A 20,643-nucleotide genomic window follows, 5' to 3' on the forward strand; every position below is an offset into this window, starting at 1 on the left:
CGGAAGTCCCATGGCATCCGCTGATTTTGCGGCGCCACTATGCCCCCGAAGCGCCGGGCCGCTTCGCCGCACAGGTAATTGGCTTTGTAAGCATCGAGCCCGAAAGTGGACGCGTAGCCGTGCGGCTCGCAGATGCCCGGGGGCAAGTACACGACGGGCTGGTTGTGCCGGCGGGCCAGAAACTCGTCGGGAAAAGGGCGGCCCAGCGCACCAGGTTACGACTGGCCATGCAGAGCGGCCTCCACGGCGTGGGCGGCATCGAGGTCATTCCCCTGCCGGCACTTTTTGGTGTAGAAATTACGCACCCAGCGGTGCAGCGTGCGCAGTTCGTAGAACGCCGCCTCCGACAGCGGCGGCTCGGCGGCGGCCTCCAGGTTCTCGATGGCGAACCGCTCGATGTGCGGGGACGAAATGGCCGTGGTCACGCCTGGATGCCGCAGCACGAACTTGAGCGCCAGCTCGGCCAGCGAGCCGGCGTGCGCGGGAATGCAGCTGCATCAGGTCGAGGCAGTCGTCGCCCAGCAGGCGCAGCAAGTCTTCCGTGTTCTATCGGATGAGGTGGCGGGGAAAAGTGGCTTCCGCCGCCGCGAGCAAGTCATCCAGCTCCATTCTCAACAGGTTCAATTTTTTGACAACGAAGCGCCGACCCGCTGGCATCTGCTGCTCGCGAGTGGCACGCACGACAAGCAGGCGGTCGTATTCGGTGGTCATCGCCTTTTTAATCGGGTAGATGCCCTTGCCCGTGAGGTTTCGGCTTGCGGTAGCGATATCGGCTTAGACCTGCTGAATTGCCGCGTCCCATTCTGGTGCCTGAGTGAGTTTGCCGGACACCTTACCCGTGGTCTGGTCGAAATGTTCATCCGGGACCTTTACCCCGGTAGCGCGTACAAACCCGGTATCTTTGGTTTTATAATAATGACGAACACAAACACTCTTTTCTGCTGTTGTGCCGGTGGCACGCAGGAAGTAGAAGAGCTTGGCGTGGGCGAGGTCTTTCGTGTGAACTACGGGCTGGAAACTCGTACGATGACAACCCGAAATCCCCTAATCCCGTCGGACCCCTGTAAGAATTTTCAATAACAAACCGCGATTTAACGCTAATAAAGCACTTTTCAATATGTCATTCGACCTCACCGGCATGATGGGCAAAGTGAAAGAGCTGCAAGACAAAATGCAGCAGGCCCAGCAGGAAATTCAACACATTACGGCCACGGGCGAAGCCGGCGGCGGCCTGGTGCGCGCCACGGCCAACGGCCACCGCAAAATCCTCAAGCTCGAAATCGACGAATCCCTGCTCACCCCGCAGGACCGCGATATGCTGGCCGACCTCGTGGTAGCCGCCGTGAACAAGGCCCTGGACGAAGCCGCCGAACTGGCCCGCCAGGAGCTCCAACGCAAAACCAGCGGCCTGATGCCCAACGTGCCCGGCCTCGATTTGAGCGGTTTTGGGGCCTAGTGCGGCGCGGGTTGGCGCCTGCGCCGACGTGGCCATTGTTATCCTGAACTGGAACGGCGCAGATTTCCTGCGCCGCTTCCTGCCCGGCGTGCTGGCCCACGCCGATGGCGCCCGCGTCATCGTGGCCGACAACGCCTCGACCGACGACTCCGTGGAATTGCTGGCCCGCGACTTCTCCACCGTGGAACTGCTGCTCCTCGACCGCAACTGGGGCTTTTGCGAAGGCTACAACCAGGCGCTGGCGCAGGTCGACAGCGATTTTTTCGTGCTCCTGAATTCCGACGTGGAAGTGACGCTGGGCTGGCTGCGCCCCCTGCGCGCCTTGCTCGAAGCCCACCCCCGCATCGCCGCCGTGCAGCCCAAAATCCTGGCCCACGCCGACCCCACGCTGTTTGAATACGCGGGCGCGGGCGGCGGCTACCTCGACCGGCTGGCCTACCCGTTCTGCCGCGGCCGCCTCTTCGACACCCTCGAAAAAGACCACGGCCAGTACGACGACCCGCGCCCCGTGGCCTGGGCCAGCGGCGCCTGCCTCATGGTGCGCCGCGCCGCCTGGCAGGCCCTCAACGGCCTGGAACCGGCTTTTTTCGCCCACATGGAGGAAATCGACTTCTGCTGGCGCCTCCAGAACGCCGGGCACGAAGTATGGTACCACGGCGGCAGCGCCGTGCAGCATGTCGGCGGCGGCACCCTGCCCAAGAGCAACCCCCGCAAAACCTACCTCAACTTCCGCAACGGCCTGGCCTTGCTCTACAAAAACGCCGCCCCGGCGGAGCTCTACGGCCCCATGTTCCAGCGCCTGCTCCTCGATGGCGTGGCGGGCCTGCGCTTTTTGCTGGCCGGCGAAATCCGCAACTGCTGGGCCATCATTCGCGCCCATTTCAGCTTCTACGGCAAGCTCGGCTACTGGCGCCGGCAGCGCCGGGCGGCCCGGCCCCAGCTGCGGGTAGCCGAGCGGGCCGGCGTGTACACTGGCAGTTTGGTATGGGCCTATTTCGGGCGCGGCAAGCGGAAGTTCAGCGAATTGGGGCTGAAATAGAACCTCTTAAACGACAAAATCCCCTCCTTGAAAAGGAAGGGATTTTGTCGTTCTATGCAATGATTAATTCCAATTACAAATCCCAAACCGTGCTGCGCTGCTCGCGCATGGCGCGGCGCACGTTCATCCAAAACGCCCCGGCAAAGTAGAGCACGATGGGCGAGCCAAACGTGAAAAACGACGCGTACACAAACGACAAACGGACGCTGCGCGTACTGAAACCCCACTTTTGGGCCAGTGTTGAGCACAGGCCAAAAGACTGCGTTTCAAGGTAGTCGGTGAAGCGTTTCATGGGCGGTTGCGGCTAACTAAAAACAGTTTCTCTGGGCTAAGATACGGCTTTGGACGGGGTAGGGCAAGCCCGGTAATGTAATTTCGCCGTTCCGAACCTGACTAATTCGGGGACTTTTACGTTTGTAGGGGTGGTTTATGTTTTCCCGCGTTGCACGTTTTGATGAGATATTATTTGCGGCCGTTGGCCCACGGGCTGCTGGCAGCCACCTTGTTGCTATCGGCCTGCACCTTGCCTCGGGTGCTGAAAGAGGCCGAAGCCGGGCGCTCCGTAGTGGCCCGGCCCGCCGTGCTCACGGCCGCGGGCGAGGCCGTGCCCTTTGAAGTGGTGGCCCGCGTACCGGCCCGGCACCTGCACAAAGGCGTGGTGTATGAGCTGCTGCTGCGCTACCGCTACGAGCACGGCCTGCGCGAAGACACCCTCGGCCGCATCGCCTTCACCCTGGGCAACTACGTGTACGACGACGAGCGCAAGGGCCAGCTGGTGGCCACCCAAAAATTCAGCCTGCCCAACACGCCCGGCCGCAACCCCGGCGAGCTGCTCGCCCACGCCCAGGTGCGCGAGGTGAAAAAGAACGGCCGCGTGCTGCGCGCACCCGACGATGTGCGCGTGGCCCGCGGCATTGCCGACCCCGCCCGCCTCGTGACCCGCGAAGACACCGTGCTGGCCTTACTGCCCGAGCACGCCAGCAACGTGATGAGCGGCACCCGCGTGCTGCCCTTCTTTTTCGACGAGGACAAATGGTTTATCCGGGGCTATCTCGGCACCAACGTGCAGGCGTTGGAAGACCTCATCGACGCCAACCAACAGACCCGGCAGGTGCTCATCATCGCCGGCCACTCGCCCGATTCGACCGATGCCCACAACCGGCTGCTGGCCAGCAAGCGCGTGCGCATGCTGCTCTACTACTACAAGCAGCGGGTAAAAACCTTCTCCTATCTCAATAGGAATGAGAACATTCGCTACGATACCCTGGCCTACGTGCGCAAGTGGGACACCTTCCTGCAAAAGGTCACGACTTCGGCCCTGAAGGCCGACCAGATTGACTCCGTCGTCACCATCATCAACGAGACCAGGGGCACGTTTGAGGAGAAGGAAAAGGCGCTGCACCGGCTTTCGTCGTTCGACTACATCGAGCAATACATCTACCCGGTGCTGCGCTTCGGCACCGTGGCCGTGACGTATTCCGCGCCCAAGCGCTACGATTCGGAGGTGTATCTGCTCTCGAAAAAAATTGTGGAAAAGCAGGTTGAAGCGGATGCCCTCACGCCGGAGGAGCTGCGCTATTCGGCAACGCTAACGCCGTTGCTAGCTGAGAAGCAGCGCATCTACGAAGTATCCGCCGCCAACACCAACAGTTGGGAATCCTTCCACAACCTGGGCGTGGTGCTGTTGCAGCGCGCCGAAAAGGAGCCCACCGACAAAATCCAGAAAGCTTACTATCACCGCGCCGCCGTCAACTTCACCCTGGCCGCCCACCGCAACCCCACGGCGGAGTTCTTCTACCACGCTGCCACCGCCTACCACCGCGCCGGCGACCGCCTCGAAGCCCTGCAAAACTACGACTACGCCATCAAGCTGGGAGGCGCCCGGCCGCTGCTGCGCAAGATTTTTTCGGACCGCGCCGCCCTGGAAATCGAAGTTGGCCAGCCCGATGAAGCCTTGCGCAGCCTGCAATACGCCGGTCCCTCCTATCAGAACGCCTTGAACCGGGGCCTCATTGAAGTGGGCCGCGAGCACTACGAGCTGGCCCTGGAGGAGTACCGCGTGGCCCAAAGCCTGCGCCCCACGGCCGCCGCGCCGGTTTACGGCATGGCCGTGGTGGCCGCCCGCCAGAAAAACGAGGATGCCGTGGGCAATTTTATCAAGCAGGCCGTGGTACTCGACCGCAGCTACGCCCAGCGCGCTGTCGAGGACCTGGAGTTTCAGGATTACGCGCAGGGCAAAGTATTTCGGGAGGCGCTTAAATAGGGGAGGTGGGGAAAAGGGTAGAGGATAGAGGCTCCGAAGTATAAAAACCTCCCAGCATCCTCCTGCCCTTCTCCCGCTTACCCTCCTTCCCTAAACTTGCCCGACACCCCGGCCTGTCGTAGCTTTGCCACACGGCCCAATTGCGGCTTTACCAAACGAAAACCATGCGTCAAATTCAATTCCGTGAGGCCTTGCGCGAGGCCCTGTCCGAGGAAATGCGCCGCGACCCGCGGGTGTTCCTGATGGGCGAAGAAGTAGCCCAGTACAACGGGGCCTACAAAGTAAGCCAGGGCATGCTCGACGAGTTCGGCCCCGAGCGGGTGATTGACACCCCGATTGCTGAGCTGGGTTTCGCCGGCATCGGCGTGGGCGCGGCCGCCAACGGCCTGATTCCGGTCATCGAATTTATGACCTTCAACTTCTCGCTGGTTGCTATCGACCAGGTAATTAACTCGGCTGCCAAGCTCTATTCGATGTCGGGCGGGCAATATTCCTGCCCCATTGTGTTCCGCGGCCCCACGGGCAACGCCGGCATGCTCAGCAGCCAGCACTCGCAGAACTTCGAAAACTGGTATGCCAACACGCCCGGCCTGAAAGTGGTGGTTCCCTCGAACCCCTACGACGCCAAGGGCCTGCTGAAAGCCGCCATCCGCGACCCCGACCCCGTAATTTTCATGGAATCGGAGCTGATGTACGGCGACAAGGGCGAAGTGCCCGAAGAAGAATACATCCTCGAAATCGGCAAGGCCAACATCGTGCGCCCCGGCAAACACGTGACCTTGGTGAGCTTCGGCAAAATGATGAAAATTGCCTACACTGCCGCCGATGAGCTGGCCAAAGAAGGCATTGAAGCCGAAGTAATTGACCTGCGCTCGGTGCGCCCGATTGATTACGACACGCTGGTGAATTCGGTGAAGAAAACCAACCGCATGGTGGTTATCGAAGAAGCCTGGCCCCTGGCCAGCATCTCGGGCGAGCTGGCCTACATCGTGCAGCGCCGCGCCTTCGATTTCCTCGATGCGCCCGTCATCCGCATCAACTGCGCCGACGTGCCCCTGCCCTACGCCCCCACGCTCATCGAAGCTTCGCTGCCCAACGTGGCCCGCGTGGTAAAAGCCGTGAAGGAAGTGACTTACGCCAAGGCGTAATTGCTCAAGGAGATAGTTAAAAGCCCCGCCAGCAATAGCTGGCGGGGCTTTTTTGTGTATTACGTATTCCAGTCGATTGCTCGAAACAAGCATCGCTTATCTGATTGCTTCAGCAGAACACCCACGACAAATCATTCAGAAGGGCCAACTTCAGTATACAGCGCGCTTCCGTCCAGGTTACGGGGCCCTTTTTCGAGCTGAATCTGACAATCTGCCGACGTCGAAAAAGCAACTACCATAACGGCGGCATAGCCCAAAGCCCAGGCCGCCCGCCGTTTGGTTGTGGCCGCCCGCCACGCCCGCAGCGGGTGCGCGCCAAAAGCCACGGCCGCGCTCAGCAGCAAGTGCAGCGGCAACAAAAACCGGCATTCTATAGCCACCGGCACCGCGCCCAGGCAAGGCATGAGCAGGGCTGCCAAAACCAGCCCCCCCCGCCGGCGCGTCCCAAAGCGGTTCCGCTTGCTTAGCAATACCACGCACCCGCCCAGCAGCAAGGTGTAGTTGAGCCAGGCAAGGGGCCACGATGCAACGTAAACCCGCCGGACGTAGGGAGAAGGATATTGCAAGTCCAGCCCATTGAAAACGTGCCGTAGCCAACTGCCCATAATGACAAACGGGTGCTGTTTAGCTAATTGCAGGTATTGCGCCTGGCTCTCAAGTTTTGGTCGCCTGAGGGTGGCAAACAAGGCTACGCCACGCGGGTCGGAAAAAAACATTTGCGGGCGCGGAAAGTCGTCGGCCACACTGGTTTCGTATTTCTGGTACTGTAAGCCCCATTCCAGCTGCTGCAGATATAACCCATCGGGATACCGACTATCCTTGGCCAATACCCAAGGAGTATGCCTCTTGAAATTGTGGGAATTTATGGCAAACTGCGGGGCCAGCACCGCGGCCAGCCCGGCAATTATAGCTCCCCGCCAAACCCAGTTCTTCCGGCCAGCTGGCGCTGCGGAAGCGCCTGGGGGAGTGTGCTGCGGGAGCAATGCCAGGAGCCCGGCAAACGGCAGCACCATCACAAACACCGGACGCATGTTGGCCGATGCGCCCAGCGCGATACCAGCCAGCAGCCCACCTAGCACGGTGCGGCCGCTCAGCAAAGCCCAAAGCGCAGCTGCAAGGGCAAATAATCCCGGAAAATCACTGAGCGGGAAATTGAAATAATCGCGCCACAACCCGAAGCCCAGCAACCCAAACACCAGGCGCCGGGCCAGAGAAACCGCCGGAGCAGCGGGCCCCGCGGCGGCCCGCCACAGGGCCGGCCCCAGGGCCCCAAAAAGCACCGCGGCCGTGATTACGCCCAAAGGCCACATCAGCACAATGGGCTCCAGGCCGAGGTGAGGGCCGGCAATGGCAAACGGCGCGAGCAGCAGCGGCAGCAGGTAGCCGCGCATGCTGCTGGCAAACGAGAACAACTCGAAAGCGCCCGTTTTGCCGTACTGCCGGCCCAGGGTCCAGTATTGGGCCGCGTCGTAGTACAGGGCATGAAAGCCCGAATTGGGTAAATAGATGGCGTAGACGACCAGCAGCAGGGCCACCGCCGTCAGCGCGGGCCGGGCCTGCGCCCAGGCCCACGCCTGCGCGGCCCGCGACCCGGCCCCAAATAACAAAAACCCCATGAAAGCAAATTGAAGTACCTGGCCAGAATGCCGCCGTATCCGTATCTTTTCGTCAAAGCTACAGTTCCCTCCTCTTCTGATTTAATTCCCACCTCTATGAACCACCGCCTCCACCTCAAATTTGAACAGCTGGAACGGGCCACCGAACGCTTGCTGACTTCGGCGGAAGCCCTGGGGCCGGACGCGGCCAGGGCACCCGCACCGGGGAACTGGTCGGCCACGCAGGTGGTGCATCATCTTTTTTTTATCGAGAGCAACATCGTTCAGTACGTCCAGAAGAAAATCCAGTCGGAAGAGCTGTTGCCCAAAGTGGGCCTGCTCACCCGGTTGCGCGTGGGCCTGGTGCGCCTGCTGCTGCGCCTGCCGGGCCTGAAATTCAAAGCCCCCCGGGGCGTGGCCACGCTCACCGATACCGGCGAAGTGCCCACCTTGCCCGAAATGCGGCTAAAATGGGAAGCGTTGCGCCGCCAGCTCGAGCGTCTGCTCAACGAGTTTCCGGGCCGGCAGCTGAACCGGGCGGTATTTCCCCACCCCCGTTCCGGCCGCATCACCATCTACCAGGTGGTAGAGCACCTCGTGGACCATCTGCTGCACCACCAGCAGCAGCTGGACCGCATCACCAAAGCCTTGCGCCCGGCGGCGCCGGCCCTCGCAAAAAACTAACAACTCAGCGGACCAGGGCCACAAACGGCTCCATGGAGGCAAAAGCCGCCGCCAGCTCGGCGGGCGGCACGGTGAGCTTGCGCCGGTCGAGGTCGAGCCAGGCGCCGTCCACGGTTACGGTGGCGGCCACGCGGCCATCGGCTTTGAAGATGGTGTGCACGATGGTCCAGCGCGAACCGTCGGCGTTGACGGCCGCCAACCGGCCATCGACCCGGATTTCCTCGCCAATGTTGACTTCTTTCAGGAACCTGGTTTCTTCCCGGAACAGGATGGGCCCCAGGCGCAGCTGCGCGAAACGGCGCACATCGTAGCCCCATTTGGCGAGCAGCACCACCCGCTGGTCGGCGGCGTAATCGGCGTAGGCAGAGTGGCGCATGTGGCCGTTGGGGTCCATATCGGCCCAGCGGGTGCGGTAGGTAATGGCGTCGGTCATAATTAGTGAACAGTTAGCAGGGTGCAGTTAACAAGAAAATAGGGTGGTGATTTTGTCCACTGCTAACTGTTCACTGCTAACTGATTTAAAGGCATGAGGCGCACGAGGTACTGCTCGTCGTCGTCTTCGCCCAGGAATTCGGCGGTGTAGCCGGCAGTTTCGGCCGCGTCGTTGAGCAGCGCGGCATCGATGAACAGCCAGGGGAAAGAAGCCCCGGTGTGGCCCGCGTAGCTAAGGGAGTATGTTACTTCGCCGTAGTACGGGCCGTTGAGGTTGATGCGCAGCGCGCCGTCCTCGTCTTCGTAGAGGTAGCGCACGTCGGAGGACGTGGCCAGAATCTGGCCGTCCGGGGCCAGCAGCGTGCGGGCGTGGGCCAGAAATTTATCCAATCCATCGAGGGTGCCCGCGAGGCCGAGGCCGTTCATGAGCAGCAATATGGTGTCGTAGGGCAGCTCGGTGGGCGCCAGCGGGGCAAACAGGTCGTGCCGGGCCACCACATGCACGCCGCGCTCGCTCATCACCTGCGCGGCTCCAGCCGATACGTCCACGGCTTTCACGTCGAAGCCCCGGCTTTGCAGCTCCAGGGAATGGCAGCCGGCGCCGGCGCCCAGGTCCAGCACGCGGCCCCGGCTTTCGTCGAGGGCCAGGCGCTCCAGCTCAGGCATCAGAAGCAGGGTGCGGAAGAAGTAGGCGGCGGGCAGGGGCTCGTCATCGGCCACGTTGCAGTGCACGGTGAGGGTGGCTTCGGGGTCGCCGTGGTGGTAGGCCAGCAGGGCGTGGCCGAGAACGTCGGGGGCGGTGGTCGTCGTCATGGAGAATAGTTGGGCAGCGGGGCCGGGAATACCCAGCAACCGCTTCGAAGCCGAAAAGTACCCAAAACTTCGCGGCCCGGCCGGGCGTTTGGGTTGCAGCTCGCCCTTTTAGCTACCGCCATGCTCCCCGCCAAACTTCGCAAAGGCCAGTTACCCACCAAAATCTGCGTTACCTGCGGCCGCCCGTTCGAGTACCGCAAAAAGTGGCGCGCCAACTGGGATGAGGTGAAATATTGCGGCGAAAAATGCCAGCGCAACCGGCCGGCGGCCGGCCCCACCGGTCCGGCGGACTGAAGTTGGCCGTATCTTTTCGGCGCGATACCCCGTTCTGAACGAAAAAGCAAAATTGCCGCTCCCGCTCGTTTAATCAGCATTACCCAACCCCCTGCATGGCTTCTAACCTCGACTATCTGGACCCCGCGCTGATTCCGCTGGAAGAAAAAGTAAAAGCCTACCTCGAAGCCGAAAAGGCCCTGCGCAAACCCACCGATTCGGCCCAGCAACCCTCCCCTTCGCGGAGCGAGCTGGCGCGGTTAGAGCAGGAAATCATCGCCCTCCTCCCCACCCGCGACGAATGGGTGAAAGTGAACCTCGGCTACGGCCCCAGCCGCGTGGGCGCCTGGCATGTGCCGGCCATGGGCGGCGCACCGGAGCGCTACGAGCTGCGCATCGTGCATTGAGAGGCTCTCAATGCCCGGCGTCCCAGTCGTAGCCCAGCTCGGCCCAATAGTCTTTGGGGCGGGTATCGGCGAAGGCGATGGTGCCGATGCGCTTGAGGTGCTTGATGCCGTACTTGAGCGGGGTGACCAGGCGCAGCGGCGCGCCGTGCGCGGAAGTGAGGGGCGCGCCGTTCATTTCGTAGCACAGCAGCGTTTGGGGGTGCAGGGCGCTGTGTATGTCGAGGCCCACGTAATACTGCTCGTCGGGGGTGAGCATGCCCACGTAGGGCGCGAGGTCGGCGGGCGGATTGAGGGGGTCGGCAGGGCGGCCGCTGCGGGTGGCCAGCGGGTAGCGGGCCAGAAAATCGGAGAGGCGCGCGCCGGCCCAGTGCACCACCACGCTCCAGCCTTCGATGCACTTGAGTTCGGTGGTCATCTCGATTTTGGGCAGGGCTTTCACATCGGCCAGGGTAAATTCCTGGGTTTTGGTGGTGCCGTAGCCCTGCACGCGCAGGCGCCAGGCGTCAAGGTCCACTTCGTCGTCGAGGCCAACATCGCCGTTTTCGCGGGGCGTTTGGGCGCGGCTGCGGGCGAACTCGGGGGCGAGACGCGTTTCCTTAAAATACGCGCTGCTGAGGCGGCTGTTGGCGTCCAGCACCTTGCGCAGCGGGTGCGGAATGCCGGCATCGTCGGGACGCGAGAGCAGCCAGCGCCAGCCGCCCAGGCCGGCCAGGCCGGCCAGGCCAAGGCCAATGAAGGACCGGCGCGAGCGGCGGCGCGCTTCGGCCAGCACCACCGCTTCGGACTGGAGCGGCGCTTGCGGGGCCGGCGGTGAGGCTGGGGATTTAATTTCGTCAGTCATACCGAAAAGGCTGCGTTAGTGAGGCGAAAGGGAAGCATCGGCGGCCGGCAATGACGCGGGGCCGGCCTCAATTGCGTGGGTAGTGGGGTCTACTTCTTCGATTTCGAAGCCCGCCACCATGGCGCGGAAATTGTTCCAGCCGGCCCGCACCACCTGGGCAATGTGCACGATAAAAAACAGCACGTAGCCAATGGTGAGGGAAAAATGCAGAATGCGGGCAAACTCGTAACCGCCCAGCAGCGTAGTCAGCCAGCTAAACTGGGTGGGCTTGTAGATGGCCAGCCCGGTGAGCAGCGACCCCAACCCCATGAGAATGACCGAGGTATAGGCAATCTGCTGGGCGCCGTTGAACTTGCGCACCGGCAGCGGCTTTTTATAGAGGCCCAAATCGTGCAGCGTGACCAGGATGGCCTCGCGGAACGAGTGCCGGGTAGGCAGCAGGTAGCGCCACTCGCCCGAAAAAACGGTGTAGAGCACGTACAGCAGGCCGTTGAGGAAGAACACCCACATCAGCACAAAGTGCCAGCTCATGCCCTGGGCCAGCTTGTGGTCGACGTGGAAAGCGGCGTAGAACGATTGCGGAAAAAATTTAAACAGCGTGTGGTCGCCCCAGCCCAGCCGGTACACGTCGTTGGCCCAATAAATCCACATCCCGCTCCAAATCATCAGGCTGAGAACGGGGAAATTAACCCAGTGAAACCAGCGAATGGCCAACGGGTGCTTTTCAACGAGCTGTTTCATAAAAACATAGTTAGGAACGGTTGCCGACGCAATGTACACCGCGCGCCCAGCTTCGAGGTACGCTGGGCCAGACGGGGCAGCCGGCGCATCCTTACATTTTTTTTCCGCGGCCAGCCCCACCCACCGCCCTGCCAGAGTGCGGGGCGGGCAAAAGCCGCCGCCAATGGCCGTCGGCTTGTTCAGCCAACAAAACAATAATTCAAACCAGATAATTTACAATTAATTACTATATTCATTCTAAATATCAACCCATTGCTCTTCTACCGGAAAACACCTGTGGATACAAAGGCGGCGCGCCTGCATCCTTCACATTTGCTGCCTGTTAACTGTTATGGAAGAGGAAGACTGTATTTTGGGCCTGCACCACATCACGGCGATTGCCAGCGACGCCCAGCAAAATTTCGATTTCTATTCGAAAGTGTTGGGCCTGCGCTTTTTGAAGAAGACCGTCAATTTTGACGACCCCGGCGCATACCATTTCTATTTCGGCGATGAAGTGGGGTCGGCGGGCACCATCCTCACATTTTTTCCCTGGCCCCACATTACGCCGGGCACGCGGGGAGCGGGGCAGGCCACGGCCATCGGCTACTCCGTACCCGCCGGCAGTTTCGATTTCTGGCTGCGGCGTTTCGAGGAATACAACGTCAGCCACGGCCAGCCCGGCGAGAAGTTTGGCGAGCCGTGCCTCTCTTTTTTTGACCCCGACGGGCTGCCCCTGGAATTCGTGGTGGCCCAAACCCCGGACCCGCGCACGCCCTGGACCACCACCGAAATCGCGGCCGACGTGGCCCTGCGCGGGTTTCACTACGTGACGCTGATGGTAGCCAGCCGGCGCGGCACGGCTTCTATTCTGACGGGCATATTCGGCTACGCGCTGGTGAACCAGGCAGGCAACCGCTACCGCTACGCCACCGACGCCGTGCCCACGGCCCGGTTCGTGGACCTGGTGGAGGAGCCCGGCAGCAAGCGCGGCGTGGTGGCGGGCGGCTCGGTGCATCACGTGGCCTTCCGGGTGCGGGACGAGGCCACGCTGCTGCATTTCCGCGAGCAGGTGCTGGGGCGCGGCCTCGACGTGACGCCCCAGATTGACCGGCAGTATTTCCACTCCCTCTACTTCCGCGAGCCCGGCGGGGTGCTGTTTGAGATTGCCACTGATAACCCCGGCTTTATGGTGGATGAGCCGCTGGCCGAGTTGGGCACGCACCTGCTGCTGCCGCCCCAATACGAGAAGCGCCGCAACCAGATACTGGCCCATTTGCCACCCGTGGTATGAATCCTACCTCCTACCAGGCGCTGGTGTATGCCTATAAATCGGCAGCGGCCCCCACGGCGCCCGCCCTGCTCACGCCCACGCTCCTGCTCCTGCACGGCACCGGCGGCGACGAGCGGGACCTGGTGCCCCTGGCAGCCCGCTTTGGTACGGGCATTAACGTGCTGAGCCTGCGGGGCAACGTGATGGAAGCCGGGATGCCGCATTTCTTTCGCCGGCTCGACCAGGGCGTGTTCGACGAGGGCGACGTGCGGCACCGCACCCACGAGCTGGTGCATTTCCTGCGGGCCGTGAGCCACCGGGAACGGTTCGATTTGACCAAACTGGTGGCCGTGGGCTACTCTAACGGCGCCAACATTGCGGGCAGCGTGCTGATGCTGTACCCCGACTTGCTGGCCGGTGCCGTGCTCTGGCGCCCCATGCAGCCGCTGGTGCGCGAGGTGCCCGCGTTCGCCACCGCCCGCCGCCAACCTGTGCTCTTCAGCCCCGGCACCCACGACCCCACCGTGGCGCCCGCTGCCTCGGCGCATTATGCCGCGCTACTGGCTTTGGCCGGGTTCGACCTCACCCGCTGGGACGCCGAGGGCGGCCACAACCTCACCCCGGCTGATGTAACCACGGCGGCAAGTTGGTTTCGACAACACTTTTTGTCATGAAAGGGCCTGTTAATTTCTATGCTTCGGTATTTCCGTCGCGGCGGCGCTTATCTTGGCTTTCAACCTGCCCCGCAACGGCACCGGGCAGCCGCGCAAGCCCCACCGGGGCCGCCCGGCCCCGCCTGCCCGCTCCCAACTACCGGGCCGGCGGGGCGCTTTTTTATACGCTTCATGATGCACAATTTAGAGTTGCTGCCCGATAATCGAGACGTGCCCATTGGACCCGAAGAAACCATTCTGACGGCCACGCTGCGGCAGCACATTCCGCACGTGCACGCCTGCGGCGGCAAGGGCCAGTGCTCGACCTGCCGGGTGCAGGTGCTGGCGGGCCTCGAATATTGCTCGCCTCGCAACCCCTGCGAGCAGGCCCTGGCCGACCGCATTCACCTGCCGCCGGCCGTGCGCCTCGCCTGCCAGACCACCACCACCCACAACCTGCGCATTCGCCGGCCCATTCTGGATAACCTCGACATCGAGCTGACCCGGCACGAGCTGGAACACCCCGACCAGCAGCTGGGCACCGAAAAGCGGGTGGCCGTGCTATTTTCTGACATTGAAGACTATACATCATTTGCCGACGAGCTGCCGGCCTACGACGTCATCCACGTTCTGAACCGCTACTTCGACGTGATGGGCGAAGTGGTGCGGGCCCACCACGGTTACATCAGCGACTTCATCGGCGATGGCCTGATGGTGGTGTTTGGGCTGGAACACCCCGAAACGGCCGTGACCGATGCCCTGGCGGCCGGCCATGCCATGATGCGGCAGGTCACGACTCTGAATGCCTACCTCCAGCAGATGTACAACCGGGATTTTCACGTCCGCATCGGGCTGCATTACGGCCCGGCGGTGGTGGGCCACATCGGGGGCCGGGGCTTCCGCAAGCTCGCCACCATCGGGGATACGGTGAACGTGGCGGCCCGCATCGAAAGCGCGAACAAGGTCTTCGGAACTTACTTTCTGGTGTCGGAAGCCGTGGTGGAAGCCGCCGGGCCGGCACTCAGCGTGCGCCAGGGGTTTCTGGCACCGCTCAAAGGCAAAAAAGGCCTGCACCGGCTGTTCGAAGTAACCCCGGAAGTACCGCCGCTTTAAATTAATTATGAGTTATCTGCCTGACAGATATTTTTTAACTCATAACTCATAACTACCCCCAAGGTAATTGACTTGGCTTATGCTTTCACGCGTACTTTTTTTTGGCTGGCTATTGAGCGTTGGGCTGTTGCTGGCCGGGCGGGCGATGGCCCAATCCGCACCCGTGTACTCGGTGTTTCTGGTGGGCGGCACGGGCGTGGGCAACGAGGCAACCCTGACGGCAACCCTGGCGCTGCTGCGCACCCAAAGCGCCGCGGCTGGCCCGCTCAGCACGCTGGTTTTGCTGGGCGACAACCTGAGTAATGGCCTGCCCGCTGCCAGCAAAGCCAGCCGCGCCGCCGCCCAAAACCGCCTGGTGCAGGTGCTGGAGCTGCTCAAAACCTACCCCGGCCGCTTGGTGGTGGTGCCCGGCGGCGAAGACTGGCAGCGCGGCGGCCGCCAGGGTTGGCAGCGGGTGCAGGAGCAGGAAAAATTCGTGGAAAGCTACCTCAAGCGCGGCGACGTATTTGTGCCCAGCAACGGCTGCCCCGGCCCGGTGGAAATTGCGCTGGACCCGCAGCACACCCTGGTGGTGCTCGACACGCAGTGGTGGCTGCACGCCTGGGACAAGCCCGGCGAAGAATCGGCCTGCGACGCCAAGGACCCGGCCGCCGTGGTGGTGCAGCTGCAGGATGTGCTGAACCGCAACGAGGGCCGGCACCTGCTGGTGGTGGGCCACCACGCGCTGGCGGGGGCCGGCAATTCGCTGTGGCAGGAGGCCATGCCCAACCCCCGGCAGCGCATCATGCGGCGCTCCCTGCTGGGCGTGCTGAACAAGTACCCCGGTATAACCTACGCCAGCGGCCACGAGCGCCGCCTGGAATACGACGAGGAAGCCGGCCTGCACTACCTGATAAGCGGCGCAGCGGCCACCCCGGCCGGCGCGGCCGCTTTCCCCAAAGTACCGTATGCGGCCCGCACGCCGGGCTTTGCGCGGCTCGACTACGCGGCCAACGGCGAGGTGCGGGCCTCTTTCTGGTCCACGGCCTCGGGGCAGCCGGTGTACGAGAAGCAGTGGGTGGAACCCTGCGTGGTGCAGGCGCGGGCCCGCGACACGGCCCGGCTGCGCACGGCTCCGCAGCTGGTGCGGGTGCGGGCCAGCACCCGGTACGGGGCCGGCCGGCTGAAGCAGTGGTTGCAAGGCACCAACTACCGCCGCGAGTGGCAGCAGCCGGTGCAGGTGCCCGTGCTGGACCTGGGCCGGGCCTACGGCGGCCTGACCCCGGTGAAGCGCGGGGGCGGCTTCCAGACCAAGTCGCTGCGCCTGCGCGGGGCCGACGGCCAGGAATACGTGCTGCGCTCGGTGGATAAATCGACCGACTCCTCGGTCCCGTACTTTTTGCGCAAAACGTTCGCCGCCGACCTCGTGCAGGACCAGATTTCGGCAGCCCATCCCTACGCGGCGCTGGTGGTGCCGGTGCTGGCCGAAGCCGCCGGCGTGGGCCACACCACTCCGCGGCTGGTGCAGGTGCCCGACGACCCGCGCCTGGGCCCCTACCGGCGGGAGTTTGCCGGCAGCCTAGCCCTGCTCGAAGCCCGCGAGCCTGCCCCCCCGCGTAGCTTCACCGGCCGGCCCGACCGCAAGAAATACAGCACCCCCGACGTGCTGGCCGCCCTGGAAGCCGACCCGCGCAACCGCGTGGACCAGCGCGCCGTGCTGCGCGCCCGCCTGCTGGATATGGTGCTGGCCGACTGGGACCGCCACGACGACCAGTGGCGCTGGCTGGCCTACCCCCGCCCCGGCGGCGGCTGGCTGTTCCGGGCCGTGCCCCGCGACCGCGACCAGGCCTTTTTCGTCAACCAGGGCTTTCTGCCCCGCCAGGCCAGCAAGGAGTATTTATTGCCCCGGATTCAGGGGTTCGATACAAATTTTCGCAACGTCGACAGCTTTAATTTCCAGGCCCGCTACTTCGACCGCTCCTTTCTCACCGAGCTGTCGCGGGCCGATTGGCAGGCCGTGGCCGACTCGGTGCAGGCCAGCCTGAGCGATGCCGTGCTGGAGTCCGCGCTGCGCCAGTGGCCCGATTCCATCTACCAATTATCCGGCCCCACCGTTCTGGCCAAGCTGCAGGCCCACCGCGCCCACCTGCCGGCGTGGGCCGCCGAATATTATCAGTTTTTGGCCCAGGCCGTGGATGTGTTGGGCACGAAAGAGCGGGAATATGTCGACGTGGTGCGGCAGGAAGACAACCGCACCCAGGTCACCGTGTACGAGCAGGCGGCCGGTGCAGGGCGGGGCGCGCCGCTCTATCAACGCACGTTTCTGCCCGCTGAAACCAAGGAAATCCGGCTCTACGGCCTGGGCGGGGCCGATGTATTCACGCTGGAAGGCCGCAGCCAGCACGGCCCGCTGGTGCGGATAATCGGCGGCGCGGGGGCCGACAGCGTGATTGACCGCTCCCGCGTGGCCGCCGGCTCGCGCAAAACGCGGGTGTATGACGAGCGGGACGGCATCGCCGTGACCAAAGGCCCGGAAACCGCCACCCACCTGCGCACCCAGCCCGACATTAACCTCTACAACCGCACGGCTTTTCAATACCCATACCTGGCCCCGCTGTACCCGTGGAGCTTTAATGCCGACGACGGCTTGTTCGTGGGCCTGGGCGGGCAGCTGAAGCGGCCGGGCTTCCGCAAAGAGCCCTGGGCCGTGACGCACACCCTCACCGGCCGCGTGGCGCTGCGCACCGGGGCTTTCGATTTCCATTACGACGGCCTTTTCACCCACCTGATTGGGTCCCTCGACCTGCACCTTGAGGCCACGGCCCAGGCCCCGAACTACGTGCGCAACTTCTTCGGCCTCGGCAACGACAGCCCCTTCAACTCCGCCCTGGACCTCAGCTACTACCGGGTACGGTTCCGCAACCTGACGGGGGCGGTGCTGCTGCAGCGCGCCGTGGGCACCCGCCTGCACGTTTTTGGCGGGCCGATGTACCAGCGCGTCGAGGTCGAAAACGTGCAGGGGCGCATCCTGGCGCAGGTTTCGGATGAGCGCCTGCACCCCGAAACGCTGTTCTCGACCAAGCAGTACGCGGGCGGGCGGCTCGGTTTCAGCGTCATCAGCCCCGATGCCAAAGCGGCTTTCCCCCAGGGCGTGGCCTGGCAAACGGAGCTCACGGCCCTGGGCCCGCTCACGGCCACGGCCCGGCCCTTCACCTACCTTTCGTCGGACCTGGCCCTGTACCGCAGCTTCCGCTTTCCGGTGCGGCTCACGCTGGCGGCGCGGTTTGGCGGGGCGGCCAATTTTGGCGATTACGAGTTTTTTCAGGCCGCCACGCTCGGCGGCCTCAGCAACCTGCGCGGCTACCGGCGCACCCGTTTTGCCGGCCGCAGCTGCGCCTATAACAACCTGGAGGCCCGCCTCGAGCTGGGCCGCTTCACGAGCTACGTGCTGCCCGCCACCTTCGGCGTGCTGGGTTTCCACGACATCGGCCGGGTCTGGGTGCCCGGCGAAACCTCCGATACCTGGCACCGCGGCTACGGCGGCGGCATCTGGCTGGCGCCCACGCCGCAGGTGGTGCTCGCGGCCATGTACGGTTTTTCGAAAGAGGACCAGCTGCCGCTCATTCGGCTGGGTTATTTCTTCTAGCGCGGGCCGACCAAACGCAAAAGAGGTGGCAGGGAAACCCCACCACCTCTCCATACCAAAACACCTTAAAAAACTATTCTTTCACAGGTACGGCAACAAGAATTGCACCAAAAAATTCCCTGCCGCCGTCTTTTTATTAAAATGACTGATAATAAATATCTTATAATAATCATACTCGTTTAAATCTTACGCTACTCCTTGGCAATGCGCGTGACCAGGCGGGTGTCGCCTACTTCGAGCGTGAGCAGGTAAAGGCCGGGCGCCGCGCCGGGCAGCAGGAGAGGCAACGTGTTGGCCCCCAACCGCACAGCTACCGGCTGGGCAGCCACGGTGCGGCCCAGCAAATCGGTCACGCGCACCTGCCCAACACCCGTGGCACGCGCCACAAACGATAGTGTGAGCGCCGAGCTGAACGGATTGGGCGCTGTGCCAAAGGTTTCGGCCACCACGGCGGCCGGCTGGGTGGCCAGCACGCGCTGCAGGTTGCGCGCCCCGCGGTACACCTGGCCCCGGATTTCGCCGCCCGGAAAAGCCGCCGTGTGCAGGTTCATGTACATGCTGTCGCGCCGGAACTGCAGGGAGCGGCGCAGCGTGAACGGCACGGCGGTATTGTCGTCTTTCCAATAGCCGTAGGCGGCGGCGGGCGTGGTGGTGTTATCGAAATAAGGCACCAGGTTGAATATCACCGGGCCAGCCTGGGTAGAAAGGCCAGTGTGGAAGTGGCCGGCGGTGGCCGGGCCGCTCAGCCCGCCCCACACGCTCATGAAGTGGGCGTTGGTCTGGTCGCGGTCAATGCTCACGATGCCCATGCCGTAGCCGGCGCTGGTGGTGGGCGTGGGCCGCTCCTGCGCCCCGTTGAGCGCAATGGTGTAGCCGTCGCGGGCCAGGCTCCGGATTTGGCCCCGGATTTCGCCGTTCGGATTGGCCGCCGTGTTTAGCACCACGTTGATTTCACCGCGCAGAAAGGCGTTGATGAGCGCCGGAGTCAGGCCGGGCCCGGATATCTGGAGGCCGATGATATTGGTGGTGTTGGTGGCGGGCACCGGCAAGGTGCCCAGCAGGTTGGCAACCGTGTTGGCCTGCCCGGGCAGGGCCGCATACACCGCTACACTGGTGGGCGGGCCGCTCAGCCCGGCGTGAGCCACATACAGAAACATGGTATCGAGCGTGGCCGTGAGGCGGCCAATGCCCAGGCCCTTGCCGGTGGAGGCATTAAGAGGTACCATCTGGTTGCCGTCGAGGCGGGCATCGTGGGCCACGAAGCGCCCTTCGCCGAAGAGCTGGCCCCGGATTTCGCCGTTGGGGTTGTTGGTGGTGTGTACGTTAATGTACACCTGGCCCAGGCTCAGCGCGGTGAGAAAAGGAATGGTGGGCGCAATTTCGCCCTCAATCACGTTGCCGCTGAGGTAGGTCAACAGACTCACCACCACCGGCCCCGCAACGCCGAAAGCCCCCGTGTGAAAATGCGCGCCGGTAATGGCGCTGCTCAGCCCCGCAAACGCCACCCGGAACTTCAGCTTTTCCAGGTTCTGGCTCAGGGTAAAAATGCCCAGGCCGGTGGCGCTGGTGGTGACGGCCGGCGTTTCCTGGGCCCCGGTCATGCTGGCAATGAGGGCCGTTTCGGATTCCAGGCGGATTTGGCTGCGGATTTCGCCGTTGGGGTTGGCCGCCGTGTGCACGTTGATGTAATACTGCCCTTTCAGGTACTTCGACAGCTTGGGCTGGGCAATATCGGCCCCCGTCAGGAAGCCCGAAATCCGGTTGCCGCGCACCATGGGCACCAAACTGGTGATGATGGGCCCGGCCACACCCACGGCGCCTTCGTGCACGTGCGCCCCGGTGATGGGTCCGCTCAAGCCACTAAAAGCGGCCTGCACAAACAGCGTGTCGCGGGTTTCGTTGAGCATGAAACCGGCCACGCCCTGCGCGTTGGTGGTCACGGCGGGAGTTTCCTGGTCGCCGCTGAGGCGGCCCGTGAGCAGCAAATGGGCCCGCAGCTGCTGAGCAGAAGCAAGCAGCGGCGCGGCCAACAACAACGCCACCGCCACCGGACGGAATAACATTTTCAGCATGGGAGTAGGGGGTAAAGTGAAACCAACAAAACGATGCCTGGTACTACGAACTCGAAAAAAGCAGTAGGCTTAGTTGCCTGATAAAAGCATTTAATTCACTGTATAAATCTGCCTTTTAAATCATACAGCTAACACACTGTTAGTGTTTTGCACCAAAAATAAATTGACGCAAAAAGGCCCGAACGATACCGTTCGGGCCTTTTCAAAACATTGTTGCGAACCGCTGACGGCCGAAG

General features: G+C 63.0%; 20 protein-coding genes. 12 read left to right on the top strand and 8 right to left on the bottom strand.

The features are described from left to right. Positions 1-215: 215 nt before the first annotated feature. On the bottom strand, positions 216-443 hold the full coding sequence (locus J4G38_RS06130) for a hypothetical protein (protein ID WP_210515980.1): 228 nt from the start codon (positions 441-443) through the stop codon (positions 216-218). Between the two features lie 43 nt (positions 444-486). On the opposite strand from J4G38_RS06130, the gene J4G38_RS06135 reads away from it, so the two are divergent. From J4G38_RS06135 to J4G38_RS06145, 3 genes are read left to right on the top strand one after another with little or no spacing between them, the layout of a single operon-like run. Beyond that, complete coding sequence (locus J4G38_RS06135; RefSeq protein ID WP_210515978.1) at positions 487-1,080, top strand: hypothetical protein; 594 nt, start codon at positions 487-489, stop codon at positions 1,078-1,080. Positions 1,081-1,117: 37 nt separating this feature from the next. Next, complete coding sequence (locus tag J4G38_RS06140) at positions 1,118-1,456, top strand: YbaB/EbfC family nucleoid-associated protein (RefSeq protein ID WP_210515976.1); 339 nt, start codon at positions 1,118-1,120, stop codon at positions 1,454-1,456. Between the two features lie 28 nt (positions 1,457-1,484). Next, positions 1,485-2,495 carry a glycosyltransferase family 2 protein gene (locus J4G38_RS06145; RefSeq protein WP_317198181.1) on the top strand — a complete coding sequence of 337 codons (1,011 nt, stop codon included), beginning with the start codon at positions 1,485-1,487 and terminating at the stop codon, positions 2,493-2,495. Between the two features lie 73 nt (positions 2,496-2,568). Here J4G38_RS06145 and J4G38_RS06150 read toward each other — a convergent pair whose 3' ends face one another. After that, on the bottom strand, positions 2,569-2,787 hold the full coding sequence (locus tag J4G38_RS06150; RefSeq protein WP_210515974.1) for a PspC domain-containing protein: 219 nt from the start codon (positions 2,785-2,787) through the stop codon (positions 2,569-2,571). Between the two features lie 162 nt (positions 2,788-2,949). Between J4G38_RS06150 and J4G38_RS06155 the strand changes: the two genes are divergently transcribed. Beyond that, complete coding sequence (locus J4G38_RS06155) at positions 2,950-4,758, top strand: tetratricopeptide repeat protein (RefSeq protein ID WP_210515972.1); 1,809 nt, start codon at positions 2,950-2,952, stop codon at positions 4,756-4,758. Positions 4,759-4,922: 164 nt separating this feature from the next. Further along, positions 4,923-5,906 (top strand): pyruvate dehydrogenase complex E1 component subunit beta, encoded by a 984-nt coding sequence (locus tag J4G38_RS06160; protein ID WP_210515970.1) that lies wholly within the window; start codon positions 4,923-4,925, stop codon positions 5,904-5,906. A 131-nt stretch (positions 5,907-6,037) separates the two neighbouring features. Here J4G38_RS06160 and J4G38_RS06165 read toward each other — a convergent pair whose 3' ends face one another. Continuing rightward, positions 6,038-7,522: a hypothetical protein gene (locus J4G38_RS06165; protein ID WP_210515968.1), complete on the bottom strand. Its 1,485-nt coding sequence runs from the start codon at positions 7,520-7,522 to the stop codon at positions 6,038-6,040. Between the two features lie 96 nt (positions 7,523-7,618). Here J4G38_RS06165 and J4G38_RS06170 point away from each other — a divergent pair, with 96 nt between their 5' ends. Beyond that, entirely contained in the window at positions 7,619-8,185 is a 567-nt protein-coding gene (locus J4G38_RS06170; RefSeq protein ID WP_210515966.1) for a DinB family protein, read from the top strand. Between the two features lie 4 nt (positions 8,186-8,189). On the opposite strand, the gene J4G38_RS06175 is transcribed toward J4G38_RS06170, so the two are convergent. Then, positions 8,190-8,618: an acyl-CoA thioesterase gene (locus J4G38_RS06175; RefSeq protein ID WP_210515964.1), complete on the bottom strand. Its 429-nt coding sequence runs from the start codon at positions 8,616-8,618 to the stop codon at positions 8,190-8,192. Positions 8,619-8,680: 62 nt separating this feature from the next. Then, a complete protein-coding gene (locus tag J4G38_RS06180; protein WP_210515962.1) occupies positions 8,681-9,430 on the bottom strand; it encodes a class I SAM-dependent methyltransferase in 750 nt (249 codons plus the stop codon). 120 nt (positions 9,431-9,550) lie between these two features. Between J4G38_RS06180 and J4G38_RS06185 the strand changes: the two genes are divergently transcribed. Together J4G38_RS06185 and J4G38_RS06190 are read left to right on the top strand one after the other, a co-directional pair. Next, on the top strand, positions 9,551-9,724 hold the full coding sequence (locus J4G38_RS06185; RefSeq protein WP_210515960.1) for a DUF2256 domain-containing protein: 174 nt from the start codon (positions 9,551-9,553) through the stop codon (positions 9,722-9,724). A gap of 95 nt (positions 9,725-9,819) precedes the next feature. Further along, on the top strand, positions 9,820-10,110 hold the full coding sequence (locus J4G38_RS06190; RefSeq protein WP_210515958.1) for a hypothetical protein: 291 nt from the start codon (positions 9,820-9,822) through the stop codon (positions 10,108-10,110). A gap of 7 nt (positions 10,111-10,117) precedes the next feature. Here the strand turns inward: J4G38_RS06190 and J4G38_RS06195 are convergent, their stop codons facing one another. Together J4G38_RS06195 and J4G38_RS06200 are read right to left on the bottom strand one after the other, a co-directional pair. After that, positions 10,118-10,951, bottom strand: a complete 834-nt coding sequence (locus tag J4G38_RS06195) for a molybdopterin-dependent oxidoreductase (RefSeq protein ID WP_210515957.1) — start codon at positions 10,949-10,951, stop codon at positions 10,118-10,120. A gap of 15 nt (positions 10,952-10,966) precedes the next feature. Next, a complete protein-coding gene (locus J4G38_RS06200; RefSeq protein ID WP_210515955.1) occupies positions 10,967-11,692 on the bottom strand; it encodes a cytochrome b/b6 domain-containing protein in 726 nt (241 codons plus the stop codon). 331 nt (positions 11,693-12,023) lie between these two features. On the opposite strand from J4G38_RS06200, the gene J4G38_RS06205 reads away from it, so the two are divergent. The 4 genes from J4G38_RS06205 (at position 12,024) to J4G38_RS06220 (ending at position 18,335) form a co-directional block, all read left to right on the top strand. Next, the gene (locus J4G38_RS06205) at positions 12,024-12,965 is read left to right on the top strand and encodes a ring-cleaving dioxygenase (protein WP_210515953.1); all 942 of its coding nucleotides are present in this window, start codon (positions 12,024-12,026) and stop codon (positions 12,963-12,965) included. After that, entirely contained in the window at positions 12,962-13,618 is a 657-nt protein-coding gene (locus J4G38_RS06210) for an alpha/beta hydrolase (protein ID WP_210515951.1), read from the top strand. Before J4G38_RS06205 ends, J4G38_RS06210 begins: the two co-directional genes overlap by 4 nt. A gap of 171 nt (positions 13,619-13,789) precedes the next feature. After that, a complete protein-coding gene (locus J4G38_RS06215) occupies positions 13,790-14,710 on the top strand; it encodes an adenylate/guanylate cyclase domain-containing protein (protein ID WP_210515949.1) in 921 nt (306 codons plus the stop codon). A gap of 79 nt (positions 14,711-14,789) precedes the next feature. After that, positions 14,790-18,335, top strand: a complete 3,546-nt coding sequence (locus tag J4G38_RS06220; RefSeq protein ID WP_210515947.1) for a BamA/TamA family outer membrane protein — start codon at positions 14,790-14,792, stop codon at positions 18,333-18,335. A gap of 191 nt (positions 18,336-18,526) precedes the next feature. Here J4G38_RS06220 and J4G38_RS06225 read toward each other — a convergent pair whose 3' ends face one another. Next, the gene (locus J4G38_RS06225) at positions 18,527-20,407 is read right to left on the bottom strand and encodes a CHRD domain-containing protein (protein WP_210515945.1); all 1,881 of its coding nucleotides are present in this window, start codon (positions 20,405-20,407) and stop codon (positions 18,527-18,529) included. Positions 20,408-20,643: the final 236 nt, after the last annotated feature.

It is taken from the genome of Hymenobacter terricola, from assembly GCF_017921975.2.
Classification (GTDB): domain Bacteria; phylum Bacteroidota; class Bacteroidia; order Cytophagales; family Hymenobacteraceae; genus Hymenobacter; species Hymenobacter terricola.

Bases quoted from the DNA above. Each gene is read 5' to 3' on its own strand.
- J4G38_RS06135 (WP_210515978.1), top strand. From the start codon at position 487: ATGCAGCTGCATCAGGTCGAGGCAGTCGTCGCCCAGCAGGCGCAGCAA.
- J4G38_RS06140 (WP_210515976.1), top strand. From the start codon at position 1,118: ATGTCATTCGACCTCACCGGCATGATGGGCAAAGTGAAAGAGCTGCAA.
- J4G38_RS06150 (WP_210515974.1), bottom strand. From the start codon at position 2,787: ATGAAACGCTTCACCGACTACCTTGAAACGCAGTCTTTTGGCCTGTGC.
- J4G38_RS06155 (WP_210515972.1), top strand. From the start codon at position 2,950: ATGAGATATTATTTGCGGCCGTTGGCCCACGGGCTGCTGGCAGCCACC.
- J4G38_RS06160 (WP_210515970.1), top strand. From the start codon at position 4,923: ATGCGTCAAATTCAATTCCGTGAGGCCTTGCGCGAGGCCCTGTCCGAG.
- J4G38_RS06165 (WP_210515968.1), bottom strand. From the start codon at position 7,522: ATGGGGTTTTTGTTATTTGGGGCCGGGTCGCGGGCCGCGCAGGCGTGG.
- J4G38_RS06170 (WP_210515966.1), top strand. From the start codon at position 7,619: ATGAACCACCGCCTCCACCTCAAATTTGAACAGCTGGAACGGGCCACC.
- J4G38_RS06175 (WP_210515964.1), bottom strand. From the start codon at position 8,618: ATGACCGACGCCATTACCTACCGCACCCGCTGGGCCGATATGGACCCC.
- J4G38_RS06180 (WP_210515962.1), bottom strand. From the start codon at position 9,430: ATGACGACGACCACCGCCCCCGACGTTCTCGGCCACGCCCTGCTGGCC.
- J4G38_RS06185 (WP_210515960.1), top strand. From the start codon at position 9,551: ATGCTCCCCGCCAAACTTCGCAAAGGCCAGTTACCCACCAAAATCTGC.
- J4G38_RS06190 (WP_210515958.1), top strand. From the start codon at position 9,820: ATGGCTTCTAACCTCGACTATCTGGACCCCGCGCTGATTCCGCTGGAA.
- J4G38_RS06195 (WP_210515957.1), bottom strand. From the start codon at position 10,951: ATGACTGACGAAATTAAATCCCCAGCCTCACCGCCGGCCCCGCAAGCG.
- J4G38_RS06200 (WP_210515955.1), bottom strand. From the start codon at position 11,692: ATGAAACAGCTCGTTGAAAAGCACCCGTTGGCCATTCGCTGGTTTCAC.
- J4G38_RS06205 (WP_210515953.1), top strand. From the start codon at position 12,024: ATGGAAGAGGAAGACTGTATTTTGGGCCTGCACCACATCACGGCGATT.
- J4G38_RS06210 (WP_210515951.1), top strand. From the start codon at position 12,962: ATGAATCCTACCTCCTACCAGGCGCTGGTGTATGCCTATAAATCGGCA.
- J4G38_RS06215 (WP_210515949.1), top strand. From the start codon at position 13,790: ATGATGCACAATTTAGAGTTGCTGCCCGATAATCGAGACGTGCCCATT.
- J4G38_RS06220 (WP_210515947.1), top strand. From the start codon at position 14,790: ATGCTTTCACGCGTACTTTTTTTTGGCTGGCTATTGAGCGTTGGGCTG.
- J4G38_RS06225 (WP_210515945.1), bottom strand. From the start codon at position 20,407: ATGCTGAAAATGTTATTCCGTCCGGTGGCGGTGGCGTTGTTGTTGGCC.